Below are 16,751 nucleotides of genomic sequence, written 5' to 3'. Positions count from 1 at the left end.
GTTCCGATTCCTCTTTTTGTCATGCCGAATCACGTCTGACAAGACAACCCGGATTGTATGCAGGAATCCTACAACCAAACCGGCGATTTTCCAAGATTGCCATGCCCCGGCCGCGCGACATGCTGCCTTTGCTTGAACTTGCGGCCCAGACTGCTATGGAGAGCGCAAACATTGCCCCAACAAGGATCGATGCCCGTGGATATTGCCGCCCTTCGCCAAGCCAACCCGGAACACTGGAAAAAAGCCACCGCCATTCGCACATTGGCCATGGATGCGGTGCAGGCCGCAAATTCCGGCCATCCCGGCATGCCCATGGGCATGGCCGATGTTGCCACAGTGCTGTTTGAGAAGCACCTGAAATTTGACCCCAAGCAACCGGATTGGGCGGATCGTGACCGCTTCATCCTGTCGGCGGGTCACGGGTCGATGCTGGTCTATGCGCTGCTGTATCTGACCGGCTATGAAGACATGACGCTGGACCAGATCAGGAATTTCCGCCAATGGGGGTCTATCACGGCGGGCCACCCTGAATATGGCCATGTCAAGGGCGTGGAAACCACAACCGGGCCGTTGGGTCAGGGCATTTCCAACGCCGTGGGCTTTGCCATGGCTGAAGAAAAACTGCGCGCCGAATTTGGGCAGAAAGTGGTTGACCATTACACGTATGTCATTGCGGGCGATGGCTGTCTGATGGAAGGGATCAGCCACGAAGCCATCGGGCTGGCCGGTCATCAGAAACTGGGCCGTCTGATTGTGTTGTGGGACAATAACGACATTACCATTGACGGGCGCGTCAGCCTGTCGGATTCCACCGACCAGCGCGCACGTTTTGCCGCCGCGGGCTGGAAGGTTCTGGCCTGTGACGGGCATGACCCCGCCGATATTGACCGCGCATTGACCGCTGCAAAAGGGTCGGACCGCCCTGTACTGATCGATTGCAAGACAATCATCGGCTTTGGCAGCCCTAAGAAGGCGGACACGAACAGTGCGCATGGCTCGCCCCTTGGCGATGCTGAAATTGCAGCAACCAAGGAAATCTACGGCTGGCCGCACGGCGCGTTCGACATTCCCGCCGATATTCTGGATGCATGGCGTGCGATCGGTGCCAAAGGTGCCACAGCCCGCACGGAATGGGAAGGGCGCTTTACCAAACTGTCCGGCACAAAACAGGCCGAATTCACCCGCCGCATGGCAGGCGAGGCGCCGAAGAAGCTGGAATCCGCAATCCGCGCACTGAAAAAGCAGATCAGCGAAACCACACCGAAGGTAGCAACGCGCAAATCATCGGAAATGGTGCTGGAAGTCGTCAACGAAATCATGCCCGAAACTATGGGCGGATCGGCGGATCTGACGGGCTCCAACAACACCAAGACCGCCGGTCTGGGCGTCTTCAGCCCAGAAGACCGCAAGGGGCGTTATGTCTATTACGGCATCCGCGAACATGGCATGGCGGCGGCCATGAATGGCCTGGCACTGCATGGTGGTGTGAAACCCTATGGCGGCACATTCATGTGTTTTACCGATTACGCGCGCGGGTCAATGCGGCTTTCGGCGCTGATGGGTGTGCCGGTCACCTATGTCATGACGCATGATTCCATCGGTCTGGGCGAAGATGGGCCAACCCACCAGCCGGTCGAACATCTGGCCATGCTGCGCGCGACCCCCAACACCTATGTCTTCCGTCCCTGCGACACGGTTGAAACGGCCGAAGCCTGGGAAATCGCGCTGACCGCCCCACGTACGCCATCGGTGCTGGCACTGAGCCGGCAGAACCTGCCCACACTGCGCACGGAACACAAGGTCAGGAACCAGACCGCGCAAGGGGCCTATGTCCTGGCTGAAGCCACCGGCAAGCGTCAGGCCATCCTGATGGCAACGGGGTCCGAGGTGGAAATCGCGATGGCCGCGCGCGACCTGCTGCAGGCCGAAGGGATCGGCACGCGGGTTGTGTCTTTCCCTTGCTGGGAATTGTTCGAAGATCAGCCCGAAGCCTATCGCCGCAAGGTGCTGCCCGCAGGCCCCGTTCGCGTGGCGATCGAAGCTGGCCTGCGCTTTGGCTGGGACCGCTGGCTGTGCGACGAACGCGGTCGCCGCGAGAAGGCCGGTTTTGTAGGCATGGAAGGCTTCGGTGCCTCTGCGCCCGCGCCCGAACTTTACCAGCATTTCGGAATCACCGCCGAAGCTGTCGCCGAGAAGGTCAAGGCGCTGCTTTAACAGTGAAGCTCAGGGTGCGTGGTATCCACGCACCCTATCTTTTGTTTCCGGGTGCGTGCAAACCACGCGGCCTGTGCGGGTACAGGGCTTCCAATTGTCCATCTGCCATGGCACCAAGTCCGAAAGACCAGAAAAGGCCGCGATCATGACCCCAGCCCCCTTCCCCGCCGCGCGCTTACGCCGTCTGCGCCGCACCCGTGCCCTGCGTGACATGGTTCAGGAAAACGGGCTTTCTGCAAGCGACCTGATCTGGCCTGTTTTCATTCGCGATGGCGACGGGATCGAAGACCCGATACCCTCACTTCCCGGTGTCAGCCGCCTGTCCATTGACAAATTGCTGGGTGCCGCTGCGGACGCCTATGCACTTGGCATCCCCGCGATTTGTCTGTTTCCTTATACCGACCCGTCCCTGCGCACAGACACCTGTGAAGAGGCGTGGAATCCCGACAACCTGACCAACCGCGCCATTTGTGCGCTGAAGCAGGACTTGCCGGATCTGATGGTCATGACCGATATTGCGCTTGATCCCTATAATGCCAATGGCCATGACGGGCTGGTGGTCGATGGCCGGATCCTCAATGACGAAACAGTGGAAGCGCTGGTCAGAATGGGGCTGGCACAGGCTGAGGCAGGCGCCGATATTCTTGGCCCCTCGGACATGATGGACGGTCGTATCGGCGCGTTGCGCAGCGCATTGGAAGCGGCAGGCCACAAGGATATCGCAATCCTGTCCTATGCCGCGAAATTCGCCAGCGGGTTTTACGGCCCGTTCCGCGATGCTGTCGGCGCATCGGGCAGGCTGGTGGGGGACAAGGCAACCTATCAGATCAACCCCGCCAACCGCGAAGAAGCGCTGGCCTGCGTGGCGCGCGATCTGGCCGAAGGGGCCGATATGGTCATGGTCAAGCCGGGGATGCCCTATCTGGATATTTGCCGCGCAGTCAGGGACCGGTTCCAGCGCCCGACCTTCGCCTATCAGGTGTCCGGCGAATATGCGATGCTGATGGCGGCCGCCCAAAACGGATGGCTGGATGGCGAGAAGGTGATGCTCGAAAGCATGATGGCCTTCAAGCGCGCGGGCTGCGACGGGGTGCTGACATATTTTGCCCCGCGCGTGGCAGCAGCACTGAAGGGATAAGGGCAGGATTTGTGCTTCCTGCGGCCAACCGGCACATAATCTTGCCCGGCAACAGGCAAAACTATGCGCAAGTATCAGACAGCCATGTCCCTGACAGATGACAAGTGCTTGATTTACACGTATGATACCGCGCAATAACGCGATCCGACGCAACCGGACAGAACAGAGGCAGGCCATACTGCATTAGGCCAGAGCATAGGAAAATGACAATGAAACAGCTATCCCGCCGCAGCGTGATCCTTGGAACAGGCGCAACCGCCGCGCTGGCCGCATGCGGCAACCCCATTGGCGGACAGGGCGCGGATGTTCTGGACGCCCGCGTAGATGCCGCGCGCGACTATCTGCGCAACACTTACCCGTCGCTGGGGGAATTGTTCCAGAATGCCCGCGGGATTCTTTATATCCCTGTCGTGACGGAAGCAGGGCTGTTTGTCGGCGGGTCTTATGGCCGTGGCGCCTTGCGCATTGACGACATTACCGTTGACTACTACTCGGCCACGCGCGCCAGCGTTGGGTTGCAGGTAGGTGCGCAACAATATGCGCATGCACTGTTTTTCATGACCGAACAAGCCTTGCAGGATTTTCGCATGTCCGAAGGCTGGGCCGCCAGCGCGGACCTGCGCTATGCAACGCCCACACAGGGCGGCGCGATGGGCGCAGAAACCACAACGCAATTTGCACCGGTTATCGCGGTGGTCTTCGGCCAATCCGGCATGCTGGCGGGCGCGTCACTTGCAGGTGTGCTGTATTCCCGCATCATCCCCTGAAGCAGGCAATGGCGCGCTGCGCCTGTCGGCTTTTCGGTTGTTCGCTGAACTTCCGAAAAGCCGGGATTTCGTTAATTCTCGGCAAGTTGTATATCGGGAACCCCAGACGGGTTTCACCCACGCCCCGCGCAACCCGCCGCATCAGGCCGTCAGCGATGCAACATCTTCGGGCGTGGCGAAATTGCGTGTCTCTGCCTCTTTTGCAATTCGCCGGATCATTCCCGAAAGCGCCTTGCCCGCGCCGATTTCCCAGAATTCATTTACGCCCTGTCCAGCCATCCATGCCACAGATTCACGCCAGCGCACCGACCCCGTGACCTGTTCGATCAACAGCTTGCGTATACTTTCGGGATCGCTGACCGGTTCTGCGCGGACATTGGCAACCAGTGGTACCGCTGGCGCGTGCAGCGCCACATCGGCCAGCGCATCCGCCATACGCTCCGCAGCAGGTTGCATCAGCGTACAATGAAATGGCGCGGAGACAGGCAGCAGCATCGCACGCCGCGCACCACGGATTTTTGCAATTTCAACCGCACGTTCAACTGCCGCCCTATGCCCGGACACCACCACCTGTGCGGGGTCGTTGTCATTGGCGGCCTGACAAACCTGCCCCTGGGCGGCTTCGGCGGCCACTTCGGCGGCGGTGGCGAAATCCAGCCCCAGCAGTGCGGCCATCGCGCCCTCGCCCACCGGAACGGCGGCCTGCATTGCCTGCCCGCGAATGCGCAACAACCGCGCCGCATCAGCAATCGCCAGCGCCCCGCTGGCGGCAAGCGCCGAATATTCACCAAGGGAATGCCCGGCCACAAAGGCTGCATCTGTAATCGCAACCCCTTCGGTTTCCATTGCCCGCAGCGCGGCAAGCGACGTTGCCATCAGCGCAGGTTGCGCATTTGCGGTCAGTGTCAGATCCGCGATATCCCCTTCCCAGATCAGTGCAGACAGCTTTTCACCAAGCGCCTCGTCCACTTCCTGAAACACGGCCATCGCTGCAGGATAGGCCATGGCCAGCGCCTGCCCCATGCCAATGGTCTGGGCACCCTGCCCCGGAAAAACGAATGCGCGGCTCATCTGGCTCTCCTTGCTCAATGCTGTGCCAGACATGCCGCAATCAGACCGGTTGCGCAAGCATGGGGACATTCATCTTTGGCAAAATAGTCTTGGTGGGGGGCGGCCCGCGATGGGCCGCGCGGGGCAGACCCCCCCCCGTTTTCCGCCGCTACCAGCCCAGCGCTTTGCGCAGCATGTTCAGCGCCATGAGGATAATGAATGCAGCGAAGACCCGCTTCAATGGCGTGGCGTCCAGCGCATGGGCCAGCTTCGCACCCCAGGGCGCCGTTATCAGTGTCATCGCCACGACAACCCCAAAGGCTGGCAAGTTGACCGCGCCAATCGTCAGCGGGGGCGCATCGGCCACCGGCACGAACAGGAAGAACAGAACCGACGGAACCGCAATCAGAATTCCGAAACCGGCGGCAGTGGCCACTGCGCGGTGAATCGGCATACCATAGAGTGTCATCAGGGGCACACCCAATGACCCGCCACCAATGCCCATCAGCACCGACAGAAACCCGACCGCACTGGCAATCACCCCTCTCAGCGGGCCTGTCGGCATAGTGTTTCCCAGCCGGAAATCCGCACGACCAAATGCCAGCCACAGCCCGATCAGCACACCAAGAACACCAAAAATGCCCTGCAACACCACGGATCGCAGCATCGCGGCAGTCAGCACACCGATGACGGCACCAATACCAATACCCAGCGCCCAGCCGCGCAGGATGGGCCATTCCACAGCGCCACGCCTGTTATGGCTTTGCACAGAACGCGCGGAGGTCACGATGATCGTCGCAAGTGATGTCGCCAGACAGACCTGCATTACCTGCGCGCCACCATAACCCAGCGCAGTGAACAGATAGAAAAAGGCAGGCACCAGCACAATGCCCCCGCCAACCCCCAGAAGCCCAGCAACGACACCGGCAAACGCACCAATGACGACCAGCAGCGCCGTCAGCTGTGCCAGCAGAACGGGATCGAAAGTCATCCGGCCATCTCGGTGGCGACCGCGCGAATGCGCCCCACCATGGCGCGCAACCCGTTGGAGCGCTGCGAGGACAGATGATCATCCAGCCCCAGCCGCGCGAGTTCGGCCTGCGCATCTGTCTTCAGCACGTCAGCCACGCTCTGACCTGCATAAAGGGCATGCAGCACCGCGATCAGCCCGCGCACGATCATCGCGTCGCTATCGCCCATGAAATCGAATGTCGCCTCCGGCCCTTCGCCCTTTGGCATCGGTTGAATCCAGACCTGACTTGCGCACCCTTCAACACGGGTAGCAGGTGTTTTCAGCGCATCATCAAGCGGGGGCATCGCGCGACCAAGCTCGATGACATGACGATAGCGATCTTCCCAATCATCCAGAAAATCGAAGGTTTCAGCGATGTCTTCAAAAGCCGGGCTTGCCATGAGTGGCCTCTTGTCTGGAACTGCCGACAGTCCTAAGCCCCAACACCGCCAAGGTCCAGCCTGATCCGCCAGATATATTCCGGCACGCCTCTGCTTGTCCCGCATTGCTTCAGGGGCACTTTTCAAAGCTTGCGAATTAGGCTAACCCGTAGGAAAGCCCTGCAATGCACAGTTATTATCAAAAGGACCAGTCATGCAAAAGTCCCTTCTTGCGTCGCTTGTTTTGGTACTGGTCCTGTCGGCCTGCGGTTCAATGCGCGAGTCGCGGATGAACCCGTTCAACTGGTTCGGCGGTCAGTCCGCCGAAACCCTGGCCCCGTCAGGCGGATGGGGCGGCACGGTTGACCGGCGCGCGCTTGTGCCCGTGGTGACGGAAATGGAAGTGTTGCGCACCCCCGAAGGGGCCGTTGTTCACGCGACCGGCGTGACCGGGACACAGGGATGGTGGGACGTGGAACTGCGCCCCCTCAATGACGGATACCCGCTGGATGGCACATTGATTTATGAATTCGTGGTGGCAAGCCCCATGTCGCGCAGTGGAACAGGGTCAGAAGCATCGCGCACAGTGACCGCAGGCGTGAAAGTGTCGAACCGGCGTCTGGAAGGGGTACGGCGCATTGTGGTGCGCGGCGCGCAGAACCAGCGCGAAATCCGGCGCTGACCGTCAGGTTTCGCAATCCGGCTGGCGTTGCAGCCTGCCCACGCGAACGCAGGAATGACGTCGCACGTCATGATCTGCGAACTCACAGGGTCAACAGGTAGTGTAATCCTGCAACCACGGGTCGAGGCCCCCGGCTGACCCCAAAGGCGTGTCAGATCCCGAACACATCGACCTTGCCGCCCTTTACGGCCAAGCCCACCTCGCCCCTGCACAAACGCAGGGCATCCGTGCCGAACACTTCTGCGCGCCACCCAGCAAGCGCAGGAACGTCGCGGAACCCAGCAGCCAGCGCGTCCAGATCCGATGCGGATGCAATCAGTTTCGCCGCAACATCGGTGCTGTCGGATTTGGCTTTCAGCAATACGCGCAACAGATCCGCCAGTGCGGGATTAACCTGCATGTTTTCGCGCCCGGCCTGCGCCTTGGGAAAATCTTCCGGGTCACAGGCCATCCCGCGCGCGACGGCTTCCAGAATACCATTGGCGATCTCGCCCTTGCGGGCTTCGCGCAACAGCAGGCGCGTGCGGCCCAGATCCTCTGGCGCGGTCGGCTTGACCGATGCCAGTTCCAGCAAGGCATCATCCTTGTAGACACGCGAACGCGGCACATTGCGCCCCTGCGCATAGGATTCGCGGAACGCCGCCAATTCGCGGACAATCGCCAGAAAGCGCCCGGAATCATTGCGCGTGCGTACACGCTGCCACGCTTCCTGCGGGCGCTGGATATAGGTTTCCGGATCAGACAGGGTCTGCAATTCCTCAACCACCCATGGCGCACGGCCAGTTGCCTGAAGCTTCGCATCCAACGCTTCATAGACAACACGCAGATGAGTCACATCAGCCAGCGCATATTTCAGCTGCGCATCCGATAGCGGGCGGCGCGACCAGTCGGTAAAGCGCGAGGATTTGTCGACCTGCGCTTTCGCCAGCTTGCGCACCAGTGTTTCATATCCCGCCTGATCGCCGAAACCACAGACCATAGCGGCAACCTGTGTATCAAACAGCGGCTTGGGCAGAACGCCCCCTTCAATGAAGAATATCTCCAGATCCTGGCGCGCGGCATGCAGCACCTTCACTGTGCTTTCGTCGCGCAGAAGCTCATAGAACGGGTCCAGCGACAGACCATCAGCCAAAGGATCAACCAAAACCGCAGGCCCGGATGTCGGCCCATCAGGCCCCGGTAGCGCCATCTGCAACAGGCAAAGCTGCGCATAATAAGTGCGTTCACGCAGGAATTCGGTATCAACGGTAACATAAGGCGCTGCACGCGCAGCCGCACAAAATTCGGCCAGCGCCGTCGTCGTTGTTATAAGCTGCATATACCTGCCGCATTTACTGACTGCTTTTGTCATTCATATGCAATATTATGTGGTTTGGAAAGCCCTCGGAAATCCACCCATGGATCGTGCATTTTCCATGCTTTCATACTCTTGCCAAAGGTGCCGGGCGGTCGTATACGCCACCTATCGGTCGGAGTGTAGCTCAGCCTGGTAGAGCACTGTCTTCGGGAGGCAGGGGCCGGAGGTTCGAATCCTCTCACTCCGACCAGATAAATCAATAACTTAGGTAAATTTTGTTAAGTGCCCCTTTGGTTCACCGAACCTTAGCGCACTATTTTAAGCTGTGAAAACTCCAGTGAATCGGCGGCGCTACGCAAGTGTTCGGGCGAATAGCGGGCATAGATCTTCTCTGTGATGGCCGTGTTCGTATGCCCCAGATATTGGGCGATTTCGCTCATCGGCGTCCCGTCTTCGGCCATGCGTACAGCGGCGGTGTGGCGCAGCACATGCGGCGTCACATCGGACAGACCGGCGTTCTCCACGGCGCGTGCAAAACCCCGCTTGATGGACTTTACAGGCCTGCCACCCCATTCAATGACGTAATCTGTAAGCGCACCCATTTGGGCGTCCTCCAGCGCGGCGCGCAGCGTATTGTTCATAGGGACGACCGCACGGCCTTTCCGGTGCCCCTCCCCGGTGCGCAGATTGATCTGCCCGCGGGCGAAATCGACGCGGTCCCAAGTGAGCTGTAGCGCGGCAGTAATGCGCGCCGCAGTTGTCAGCATCAGAATAATGGCCAGCTTCACATGGGGCTCGGCTTCCGCATTGACCAGCCGGTCCAGTTCCGCCCGACTTAAATAGCGGTCCTTCGGGGCGGGCTGCGGTGGCCGTTCGATATGGGGCGCGCGGTCGATGATGCGCATCTTCTGCGCCCAGTTCAGCGCAATACGCAGGTGGTTCAGGCGCGTCCAGATCGTGCCGTCGTGCTTTCCACCGGCACGCCAGGCCGCAATCGTGTCGCGGCAGTCCTGCGTTGTGATCTGCTCGGGGCGGAAATGGCCGAAGGCGGGCAGGACCGATTTACCTGTATGGAGCATGGATTCGGCGATGCTACGGCCCTGCCTGTCGGCGCGGTAGGCTTCCCATATCTCGGACACTTTGGCCGTTTCACGCGGTGCGGCCACATCAAGGATTATCTGGCGGGCCTCCGCCTCAGCCTCGCGCGCTGTTGCGGCGTTAAGCCGGAAGCGGCGGCGGTGCCCGCTCTCGTGCCATGTGACGACAAATCGTCCGTTGAGTTTTCCGATCCGGTAGTCCTGCATTCATATTCCTCTATATGCTCCGGCCGCAGTCGTATCATGCGCCCGACGCGGAAATGTGGCAACTCCCCCCGCCTGCACATCTGGCGGACGGTTTCGGCGCTGCATTCCCAGCGCTCGGCTACGTGTTCGGGTGTCATCGCACGGGCCGTCATTCCGCGATCCCCGTTGCCACCATGTCCCGCGCGGCCGGAACCTCTTCCTGCGCACGCTCCCAAGCGAGCAGTGCCCGCTCGTTCTCGATTGCGTGCAGGGCACCAACTGTCAGATGTACCTCGTGCGGCCGCAATTCACGCACACGGCGCAGGGTGACGTGCTTCCCGTCGGTGGTTCTGTCGCAGGGCTTGTTGGGTGTGACTTGCGGTGCCCAGCGGCCGATCGGTGTCATACGCTCCGAATACCATGCCATCACGCTGCCCCTTCTTCTGCCGCACGCGCTTCCTCTGCAACCTCGCGAGCAATGCGCTCGCGCTCAGCATCGGTGAGGATCGGGGCTGGTGTGGCGAAAGGATCATCATCAGACTGCGCGGCCTCTTGCTCTGCGCGCGCGACGATCTCCTGACATTCGCCCTTGATGGTGTTCAGCAGCTGGCGGTTGGCCTTGCCGGTGTCACTGTTCCAGTAGGCAACAAACGCCTCCCTACCCTTGCGGGCCTCTGCGCGCGCTGCGTCCAGAATATCCTTCTGCTTTTGCGCATCACCCTGCCCCATGGCCCACTTCGCCATGGCGCGGCCGGTTTCCACCCCCATGGGCTGGCGCGCATCCAGAAGGCCCTTGAACTGGTCGGCGACTTTGATCTGGTGGATGGGGCAGCCGGGCGCGGACGGGTCAAGGATGACCATCGTCGTCATTTCGAACATCAGGTCACCATCGGCAGCCGGATCCCAAGGCACGTCCTGGCGGCGGGTCTTGGTCTGGCGTGCATTGACTTCCTGCCAGTTGGTCTTTGCGGATTTTTCCTGCATGACCGGCTTGGCGCGCGTGCAGATGATGATGTTGCACTTCGCCCGCACGATGCGGTCGATCAGTCGGCGGTAGCGGGGCTTTACTGCTGCCCATGCGAGCTGGCTGCGCTGGTTCTTCTTGTTGTCATCCCCGCCGGTCAGCCTGTCCAGCGTCTGCGCGTGCAGGTCCAGCACCCCGCCCACGCCTTCCCATGCGTGCGAAAAGCTGTCGATCACGAGAACCGGCAGTTTCGCGGCCTCTGCGGCATCGATCACCTGTATCCAGCGCTCCGGCCCGAAGCCGACCATATTGCCGCTGTCGTCAACGGCCTTCATGTCGAAATGCATCATTTCGGGGAACGCCTGCTTGTAGTGCAGCGCCCGGCGGTTCTCGGTGTCCACATAGCCTATGGGGGCGCCAGCCCTGCCCGTGACAACCTCCGCGATGCCGCGTGCCATCAGAAGGGCGCTGTAGGTCTTGCCGGTACCGGACCCGCCGGACAGGCCGATTGAAAGTGTCAGCGGGTCTGTCAGTTCGGCGACAGGTGTAAAACGGATCATTCCCATGTGTTATTCTCCTGCAATTCTGTGTGGGGCCTGTGCGGCATATGCTGCGCGCAATGCGGCAGCGGTGGGCTTGCTGGTCTGGCAAAGCATGGCGGCACGGTCCTGCCATGACTGGCGAAAGAACGGGCGGGCCTCGAGCGTGATGATGCCGTTCGGATAGCCGGGCCAGCGGTTGGTCGTGCTGCATTCCTTCCAGAGTGCGCGGGCTGCCGCTGTCTTGGCGCGTGCATCCTCGAACCAGTCGCCGGAGTGGCCCGGCTCGTTCAACAGATGCACCACCGCGACTTCATGGGGCGGCAGTTTCTCGATGAACGCAAAGATCATATCGCGATCTTCACCGCAGGCCGCTTTCCATACCTCGGGGTAAAATGCCCCCTGAAAATCATACCCGTAGTTCTCAACCGCGCGCCGCGCAGCGTCCGGGCTGGCGTCCTCGATGGTCTTCAGGTCGATCAGCACCTTGCGCGGCATCGGTATGCCCGGGATGCGCATTGCCGCCGCGGGCGCGTTGTCCACCCGGCACTTGCACGGCACGCCGTCAATCTCAGCAATGGCTGTCATTTCGCTTCGTGCCGGATCCAGCGTGATGCCATATTCGGCCAGCCGCGCGCGCAGCTTCTCGGCCATGGCGCCGATCTGGTCCACTTCCTCCGATTTGAGCGGGGTCAGCCCCTGCTCGCGGGAAGTGGCAATGAAGTCCTTGGCCAGCTTGGTGCTGGCCGCGCCATTGCTTGACAGATAGTCTTCCGGAATGGCCGCATAGTCGCTGCCCTTGCCCAAGGCCGCGCGATGCGCTGCCCTTCCCAGATCGAAAACCTTGGAGTCCTTGCGCTCGAAGTGCGGGTTCAGCCGCGGGTGCGCTGTCCACGCATGCAGTGGGCTGCGCAGTAGCAGCTTGGCGATGGAGTTGGACAGCGCAGGCTGCGCTGTCAGCGTGTCGGCGTGGTAGTCCGTGTCCGGTATGTCGGCGTAAATGCCGGGGGCAAGGTGGGTCATAGTCAATGCTCAATCGTTGCGGGATGGGTGATGTGGAGCGCCGCATTCGGGGTGATGTGCAGCACGATGAGAGCAAGCAGGAACGCGATTGCGATGCGGATCATGCCCGTGCCCTCTGCGCGATATCCTCCAGCAGAATAGCCATGCCGCGGTGCGGATTTGCTGGCTGCGAAATGGTAGCGAGGCAGCGGTCTGCGGACGATATATCGCGGCGGACACCTTCCAACCCGGCGGTGCTGTCATGCGCCAGCGCCATCGCTAGGGAGTGTTGCGCACGGTTCAGATCGTGCATCGCGGCGAGTAGATCCTCGCGGACGGACATCAGTTCGCCCTCCGGAACAGTGCAGGCCCGAAAGCGTGGTCAACCGCCCCGCGCAGCCGGTAGTAGCTGCCCTCCTCCAGCGCATAGTCATGCATCACGTCATTGGCAGCTTCGGCCAGTGACATGCGCGCACCGTAATGCGGGCACATATCGCTATCGGCGGGTTCCGCGTTCCAGATCGTAAGCATGGCTTCGATGACCTGCGTGAATTCCTCGCAATCCATCTGCCGTATCAGCGCCTCTGACAGCACGCGCACAGGGTCGCTGGACTGGCGGGCCGCAAACAGCGTGGATTCCAGCGCCTGCATGGTCTTTCTGTGCAGGCGAACCTGTGCAATTTCGGCGGGGGTGAATGTAGCGTGGGCGGTCATTGCGGTGTCTCCATGCGTTGGGGCATGGGCACTTTATTGCGATAAGCGCAACTTCCGTCAAGCATTATATTGCGATTAACGCAATATTTAATTGCGCATGGCTGCCCTGCGTGCCAGAATCACCCTGTCAGGGCTTTCGCTCTGGCGCGAACGAGGGATGCAAATGAGTGATGTGAAGGGTAAGGTAGGGGAGGCCGGAACCTCCCCTGGGTATCACAGTAGCCATTCGGCTATTGCGATAATCCCTGCCAGAATGGTCGCGATCTCCGCAAGGAGCGTCACAACCCTTCTGACTGCCGTCAATCGAGTCTGCATGAGGGGTTCCCCAAAGCAGCGCCCGAAGGCCTTCGAGCATGGTTGCACCACACTCAGTATTTGTATCCCGCCCTTGCGAGGCGGCTTGGCATCGGCAGGTGCACCTGCTTTTGCCGGGCGAGCCTGATTGCGCGCATCCACGCTCCATCAAGCCCTTCGCAGCCCCTAGCTGTGGGGCCACTTAGGGGCGCTACCCCTGCCCCCAACCGGCCGCCAGCCAGATTCGGGGGTATGGGAAGCCTGCAGGCAGTTCGCGCCAGAGTCGAGTCCTGACGCTTTGTCAGCGCCGGGCTGCGGCGCGCATGAAAAAGCCCCGCGCGGGGCGGGGCATTGTGATATTTCAAGGTTACTTGGTCAGACGTTCGTTGCAAACAGGTCTAGGTCAATTATGCTCGAGCTTCCGCAGTGACCACATCCCATCACTAAGATTGAGAACGCAATTGGCACCATGAACTTCATCGGAATGACGATTGACCGTATGGACGGCAAGCGGCTGACCTACAAAGGACTGATCAATGGCTGACAAGAAAGATCATATCAAACCGATCAATGCGAGCTTTGATGATTTGGTTGGCGCAGTAGTACCTCGCGCGACGCCCCTTCACGTTCTGGAAGATGAATCGATCATCGCACCTGTTGAACTGAAAAGGTAAAGCGTTCATGGATTACATGTTGTCAGTCAGTATTGATCACAACGGGACAGAACAAAACGTCGTAGACGCTTTTATTGCTTGGTATACCGATAGCTCAGAGCATGTCAGCCGAGTTAATCATGATACCTGGTACATCGCCGCCGGGAAGGGGTTTCGCCGCGAAGTTGATGATGACGGCCCCGCTCTTCGGACGATCGGGCTTGACAGCGCAGGTCTGTATCAGCTTCTTGCGGCATTTTTTCGTTTTGCGACAGGTAAGAAGGGATATGCGGCGATCAGCAGTCTGGATCAAGACGCCCCTGCCCGCGTCGTTCTGATCTCCAATGATTCCGAAGTGGAGCATGATCCGACCGGGATAAACAGTAGCGGCGTGATGCAAAGTTATCAGGCTGCGGCTGTTTTGGCGGGGGTTGGCGTGTTCGAAGGTTTGCAACAGCAGATGTTCGGCCATGGGGCGGGTGTCACCGCCCTGACCGAAGAGGCAGATGATTGACGGGCGCCCCATCGCGATGGACGGGCGGCTTGTGCAAACCATTCTTGTCCGCGACCTGACAACTGCGGGCCACAATCTGTTGGCCTCAATGGAGCAGGCGGATGTATGGAATCAGCTAAAGCGGGTACTCACGCCCGCCGAAGTTGCTTCATTGTCGCTCAAACAGCTATCCGCCCTGATACTCGAGCTCTCAGAGAGGGCGATCAGGAAAAAACTCGGCTTGGATTGAGGTGCCAGGTTGTTGGAGTTCGGTGGTGCTGATGCCGGGATGCGCTGCAACACATTCCGCCCAACGCCAAGCGGGGTCGCGGGGTTTTCAAACAGGACGATCGTTGATCACGGAATGGTATCTGCAGCGTTTACTGGCGGTTCAGTCAGAACGCCTGCCTCAAGCAACAGGTGACGCGACGGGAACCACATGTTTTCGGGCGGTGTTGCGACGATCCGGTCGAGGAAAGCCCCGTCAATGCCCCGCGCCAGGAACCCCGCCATGTCTCTGGCCTGTTCGGCGCTCACGTCCATCAGGGTGGACACCACTGGCATATTCAACGCATAACTGTGGAAGCCCAGCCGTGCTCCGTCCTCCATCCGCCGCGGGGAGCCAGCCATGAAAACAAGTGCGCAGGTCGACAGGCAATCACCCCGCGCCACTGTCGCCAACTGATGCTCGGTAACCAGCCGGATCAGGCCGCGCGCTTCAGGCACCCGCCCGCCCCCACTTTGCAATTCCAGCACGCCAACATCTCCGATGTCATCGAGAAGCTCGGACAGCGCCGCAGTGATGCCCAACTCGATTGCTCCCTCAATGCGGATGGACTTCTCGTCCTCGGACACTGACAGCGTGTAGGCAGGGGGTGGTGTCGGCAGTGGTGCAGGGACCGGTGCGCCTGCGCGCCACACGATAGCGCCAAGTACGGCCAACCCCGAAAGTGACAGCACCAGGATTGAAACCAGCACCGCGTCGCCCTTCAGGAAGTTGTGCAACCATCGCGTCATGGATCCCCTTTCCCAAGCGAAAAGGATTCGCCAGAAATGTCCCGGTCAGGTCCTTAAATGTAGGCGCTTCGCGCGGGCGCCTGTCAAGATGGCTGTCTACTTCCGGTGGACTTGGTCAGGCCGCTATTCATTCGAGACGGCCCCCACGCGGTCACTATGCAGTGCGGCTTTCACATTCCTACCGTTCATGCATGCTGCATTTTCGACTAGCGGATGGCGGTTGAGCGGGACCTTTATGCCGTTCGCGCCATCCGACTGATGACCCTTTGCTGTTGCACCATGACCGACGCAGGGGGCGGTTTGCCGACATTCGCCGCATCATGCACGGACCGCTGCGCTGCACAGTTTGCGGAAACTCTGTCTAGCGATCACCGCGAACTTCAGGCGCAGAAACCGGTCGGTCACCGCCCCCCAAGGCTGACGGAATAGCGAAGCCAGTGCAGGCAGATGGCTAGCCTAATCCGAGATAAAGTGGCATACCTGTCACCTACGTCGAGCAAAGATCTCGTCCAGCAGCAGCCTTTTGAATTAGGAGCGTCGGCACATGGCATCGGTTACCAAGAATTTGACCTGGGATCCTTTGGAAGCGGCAGGTGCGGTCGATGCGAATGTACTAGCATCCGCTAAGAAGCGTGAAATCAAAAACATTCTGAAGTCTTATGTTAGCAACTACGACCCGCTATCGGAACTTATACAGAACGCAATGGATGCCGTTGAGAAGCGCTTTTCCTCTGAATTGAGCGAAAAACCTAAGATCAAAGTTGTAGTCAACTTGCAAGAAAACTCTATCGAGATCATCGATAACGGGTGCGGATTCGAAGAGGTGGAATTTAGATCTTTCCTTGCTCCAAGTATTTCTTTTAAATCTGGGGGTGAGACGCGTGGAAATAAGGGCGTTGGTGTCACCTATATTGCATATGGCTTCAACGATCTAACAATTCGGACAAAGAATAATTTCTTCATCTACGAAGGCGTGATGCGTCGGGGTCGAGAATGGATAGAAGACCAAGCGGGGACAGTGGCGCGTCCTATAATTGAGCCCGCAAAAACAAATAGCAGCGCCTTTGATGCATTGGAACAAGGAACAAGTTTTAAAATTTCGTTCTCTGGCAAGCACGTTCGCCCTAGGGTCAGGACTCATAGCCAATAGATGACTGTAGCGGCGAGCGCGATGGCTGAGAGGAAGACTTTTGGGCAGCGATCATAGCGGGTTGCGACACGCCGCCAGTCCTTGAGCCTGCCAAACATGATT

At 59.8% G+C, this 16,751-nt stretch carries 20 protein-coding genes, 1 tRNA gene and 1 pseudogene; 9 read left to right on the top strand and 13 right to left on the bottom strand.

The features are described from left to right. Positions 1 to 195 precede the first annotated feature (195 nt). From tkt to PUT78_RS15425, 3 genes are all read left to right on the top strand, one after another. Positions 196 to 2,214 carry a transketolase gene (gene tkt, locus PUT78_RS15435; protein WP_274353170.1) on the top strand — a complete coding sequence of 673 codons (2,019 nt, stop codon included), beginning with the start codon at positions 196 to 198 and terminating at the stop codon, positions 2,212 to 2,214. Positions 2,215 to 2,359: 145 nt separating this feature from the next. After that, a complete protein-coding gene (gene hemB / locus PUT78_RS15430; protein WP_274353169.1) occupies positions 2,360 to 3,352 on the top strand; it encodes a porphobilinogen synthase in 993 nt (330 codons plus the stop codon). A gap of 209 nt (positions 3,353 to 3,561) precedes the next feature. Beyond that, a complete protein-coding gene (locus tag PUT78_RS15425) occupies positions 3,562 to 4,119 on the top strand; it encodes a lipid-binding SYLF domain-containing protein (protein WP_274353168.1) in 558 nt (185 codons plus the stop codon). 141 nt (positions 4,120 to 4,260) lie between these two features. Here the strand turns inward: PUT78_RS15425 and fabD are convergent, their stop codons facing one another. The 3 genes from fabD to PUT78_RS15410 form a co-directional block, all read right to left on the bottom strand. Then, the gene (gene fabD / locus PUT78_RS15420) at positions 4,261 to 5,190 is read right to left on the bottom strand and encodes an ACP S-malonyltransferase (protein ID WP_274353167.1); all 930 of its coding nucleotides are present in this window, start codon (positions 5,188 to 5,190) and stop codon (positions 4,261 to 4,263) included. A gap of 148 nt (positions 5,191 to 5,338) precedes the next feature. Beyond that, positions 5,339 to 6,160: a sulfite exporter TauE/SafE family protein gene (locus tag PUT78_RS15415; RefSeq protein WP_274353166.1), complete on the bottom strand. Its 822-nt coding sequence runs from the start codon at positions 6,158 to 6,160 to the stop codon at positions 5,339 to 5,341. Next, positions 6,157 to 6,582 carry a SufE family protein gene (locus tag PUT78_RS15410; RefSeq protein WP_274353165.1) on the bottom strand — a complete coding sequence of 142 codons (426 nt, stop codon included), beginning with the start codon at positions 6,580 to 6,582 and terminating at the stop codon, positions 6,157 to 6,159. Before PUT78_RS15410 ends, PUT78_RS15415 begins: the two co-directional genes overlap by 4 nt. Positions 6,583 to 6,775: 193 nt before the next feature. On the opposite strand from PUT78_RS15410, the gene PUT78_RS15405 reads away from it, so the two are divergent. Next, positions 6,776 to 7,243, top strand: a complete 468-nt coding sequence (locus PUT78_RS15405; protein ID WP_274353164.1) for a hypothetical protein — start codon at positions 6,776 to 6,778, stop codon at positions 7,241 to 7,243. A gap of 151 nt (positions 7,244 to 7,394) precedes the next feature. On the opposite strand, the gene rnd is transcribed toward PUT78_RS15405, so the two are convergent. Next, positions 7,395 to 8,561, bottom strand: coding sequence for a ribonuclease D (rnd, locus tag PUT78_RS15400; RefSeq protein ID WP_274353163.1), 1,167 nt, complete (start codon positions 8,559 to 8,561; stop codon positions 7,395 to 7,397). Between the two features lie 152 nt (positions 8,562 to 8,713). On the opposite strand from rnd, the gene PUT78_RS15395 reads away from it, so the two are divergent. Continuing rightward, positions 8,714 to 8,790, top strand: a tRNA-Pro gene (locus PUT78_RS15395). 55 nt (positions 8,791 to 8,845) lie between these two features. Here PUT78_RS15395 and PUT78_RS15390 read toward each other — a convergent pair. The 7 genes from PUT78_RS15390 to PUT78_RS15365 all read right to left on the bottom strand — a co-directional run bounded on the left by PUT78_RS15390 (position 8,846) and on the right by PUT78_RS15365 (position 13,042). Next, positions 8,846 to 9,829, bottom strand: coding sequence for a tyrosine-type recombinase/integrase (locus PUT78_RS15390; protein ID WP_420793510.1), 984 nt, complete (start codon positions 9,827 to 9,829; stop codon positions 8,846 to 8,848). Next, positions 9,715 to 9,981 carry a helix-turn-helix domain-containing protein gene (locus tag PUT78_RS23820; protein WP_420793509.1) on the bottom strand — a complete coding sequence of 89 codons (267 nt, stop codon included), beginning with the start codon at positions 9,979 to 9,981 and terminating at the stop codon, positions 9,715 to 9,717. The genes PUT78_RS15390 and PUT78_RS23820 overlap by 115 nt, the downstream gene beginning before the upstream one ends. An 11-nt stretch (positions 9,982 to 9,992) precedes the next feature. Beyond that, positions 9,993 to 10,250, bottom strand: a complete 258-nt coding sequence (locus PUT78_RS15385) for a hypothetical protein (RefSeq protein ID WP_274353161.1) — start codon at positions 10,248 to 10,250, stop codon at positions 9,993 to 9,995. Next, positions 10,250 to 11,353: an AAA family ATPase gene (locus PUT78_RS15380; protein ID WP_274353160.1), complete on the bottom strand. Its 1,104-nt coding sequence runs from the start codon at positions 11,351 to 11,353 to the stop codon at positions 10,250 to 10,252. The genes PUT78_RS15385 and PUT78_RS15380 overlap by 1 nt, the downstream gene beginning before the upstream one ends. Positions 11,354 to 11,356: 3 nt before the next feature. After that, a complete protein-coding gene (locus PUT78_RS15375) occupies positions 11,357 to 12,349 on the bottom strand; it encodes a PD-(D/E)XK nuclease-like domain-containing protein (RefSeq protein ID WP_274353159.1) in 993 nt (330 codons plus the stop codon). Positions 12,350 to 12,449: 100 nt separating this feature from the next. Next, on the bottom strand, positions 12,450 to 12,671 hold the full coding sequence (locus PUT78_RS15370) for a hypothetical protein (protein WP_274353158.1): 222 nt from the start codon (positions 12,669 to 12,671) through the stop codon (positions 12,450 to 12,452). Further along, the gene (locus PUT78_RS15365; protein WP_274353157.1) at positions 12,671 to 13,042 is read right to left on the bottom strand and encodes a hypothetical protein; all 372 of its coding nucleotides are present in this window, start codon (positions 13,040 to 13,042) and stop codon (positions 12,671 to 12,673) included. Before PUT78_RS15365 ends, PUT78_RS15370 begins: the two co-directional genes overlap by 1 nt. Before the next feature lie 830 nt (positions 13,043 to 13,872). On the opposite strand from PUT78_RS15365, the gene PUT78_RS15360 reads away from it, so the two are divergent. From PUT78_RS15360 to PUT78_RS15350, 3 genes are read left to right on the top strand one after another with little or no spacing between them, the layout of a single operon-like run. After that, a complete protein-coding gene (locus PUT78_RS15360) occupies positions 13,873 to 14,010 on the top strand; it encodes a hypothetical protein (protein ID WP_274353156.1) in 138 nt (45 codons plus the stop codon). Positions 14,011 to 14,017: 7 nt separating this feature from the next. Then, entirely contained in the window at positions 14,018 to 14,503 is a 486-nt protein-coding gene (locus PUT78_RS15355; protein ID WP_274353155.1) for a hypothetical protein, read from the top strand. Continuing rightward, positions 14,496 to 14,732, top strand: a complete 237-nt coding sequence (locus PUT78_RS15350) for a hypothetical protein (protein WP_274353154.1) — start codon at positions 14,496 to 14,498, stop codon at positions 14,730 to 14,732. The genes PUT78_RS15355 and PUT78_RS15350 overlap by 8 nt, the downstream gene beginning before the upstream one ends. A gap of 107 nt (positions 14,733 to 14,839) precedes the next feature. On the opposite strand, the gene PUT78_RS15345 is transcribed toward PUT78_RS15350, so the two are convergent. Then, on the bottom strand, positions 14,840 to 15,499 hold the full coding sequence (locus PUT78_RS15345) for a COG3904 family protein (protein WP_274353153.1): 660 nt from the start codon (positions 15,497 to 15,499) through the stop codon (positions 14,840 to 14,842). 544 nt (positions 15,500 to 16,043) lie between these two features. Here PUT78_RS15345 and PUT78_RS15340 point away from each other — a divergent pair. After that, on the top strand, positions 16,044 to 16,649 hold the full coding sequence (locus tag PUT78_RS15340; protein ID WP_274353152.1) for an ATP-binding protein: 606 nt from the start codon (positions 16,044 to 16,046) through the stop codon (positions 16,647 to 16,649). Here PUT78_RS15340 and PUT78_RS15335 read toward each other — a convergent pair. Beyond that, positions 16,637 to 16,751: pseudogene (locus PUT78_RS15335) on the bottom strand (IS5/IS1182 family transposase); the annotation flags it as partial. The gene PUT78_RS15340 and the pseudogene PUT78_RS15335 sit on opposite strands and share 13 nt — an antisense overlap.

The sequence above is a fragment of the Roseinatronobacter alkalisoli genome, assembly GCF_028745735.1.
In the GTDB taxonomy this organism is placed as follows: domain Bacteria; phylum Pseudomonadota; class Alphaproteobacteria; order Rhodobacterales; family Rhodobacteraceae; genus Roseinatronobacter; species Roseinatronobacter alkalisoli.
Note: the sequence above shows the minus strand (reverse complement) of the source record. Positions and strands in the feature narration are given on the sequence as shown.

Coding starts and splice junctions, on each gene's coding strand:
- PUT78_RS23820 (WP_420793509.1), bottom strand. CDS start 9,981: ATGACACCCGAACACGTAGCCGAGCGCTGGGAATGCAGCGCCGAAACC.
- PUT78_RS15340 (WP_274353152.1), top strand. CDS start 16,044: ATGGCATCGGTTACCAAGAATTTGACCTGGGATCCTTTGGAAGCGGCA.
- PUT78_RS15365 (WP_274353157.1), bottom strand. CDS start 13,042: ATGACCGCCCACGCTACATTCACCCCCGCCGAAATTGCACAGGTTCGC.
- PUT78_RS15360 (WP_274353156.1), top strand. CDS start 13,873: ATGGCTGACAAGAAAGATCATATCAAACCGATCAATGCGAGCTTTGAT.
- PUT78_RS15375 (WP_274353159.1), bottom strand. CDS start 12,349: ATGACCCACCTTGCCCCCGGCATTTACGCCGACATACCGGACACGGAC.
- PUT78_RS15410 (WP_274353165.1), bottom strand. CDS start 6,582: ATGGCAAGCCCGGCTTTTGAAGACATCGCTGAAACCTTCGATTTTCTG.
- hemB (WP_274353169.1), top strand. CDS start 2,360: ATGACCCCAGCCCCCTTCCCCGCCGCGCGCTTACGCCGTCTGCGCCGC.
- PUT78_RS15380 (WP_274353160.1), bottom strand. CDS start 11,353: ATGGGAATGATCCGTTTTACACCTGTCGCCGAACTGACAGACCCGCTG.
- PUT78_RS15425 (WP_274353168.1), top strand. CDS start 3,562: ATGAAACAGCTATCCCGCCGCAGCGTGATCCTTGGAACAGGCGCAACC.
- PUT78_RS15405 (WP_274353164.1), top strand. CDS start 6,776: ATGCAAAAGTCCCTTCTTGCGTCGCTTGTTTTGGTACTGGTCCTGTCG.
- PUT78_RS15350 (WP_274353154.1), top strand. CDS start 14,496: ATGATTGACGGGCGCCCCATCGCGATGGACGGGCGGCTTGTGCAAACC.
- PUT78_RS15385 (WP_274353161.1), bottom strand. CDS start 10,250: ATGGCATGGTATTCGGAGCGTATGACACCGATCGGCCGCTGGGCACCG.
- fabD (WP_274353167.1), bottom strand. CDS start 5,190: ATGAGCCGCGCATTCGTTTTTCCGGGGCAGGGTGCCCAGACCATTGGC.
- PUT78_RS15345 (WP_274353153.1), bottom strand. CDS start 15,499: ATGACGCGATGGTTGCACAACTTCCTGAAGGGCGACGCGGTGCTGGTT.
- PUT78_RS15415 (WP_274353166.1), bottom strand. CDS start 6,160: ATGACTTTCGATCCCGTTCTGCTGGCACAGCTGACGGCGCTGCTGGTC.
- PUT78_RS15370 (WP_274353158.1), bottom strand. CDS start 12,671: ATGTCCGTCCGCGAGGATCTACTCGCCGCGATGCACGATCTGAACCGT.
- PUT78_RS15355 (WP_274353155.1), top strand. CDS start 14,018: ATGGATTACATGTTGTCAGTCAGTATTGATCACAACGGGACAGAACAA.
- rnd (WP_274353163.1), bottom strand. CDS start 8,561: ATGCAGCTTATAACAACGACGACGGCGCTGGCCGAATTTTGTGCGGCT.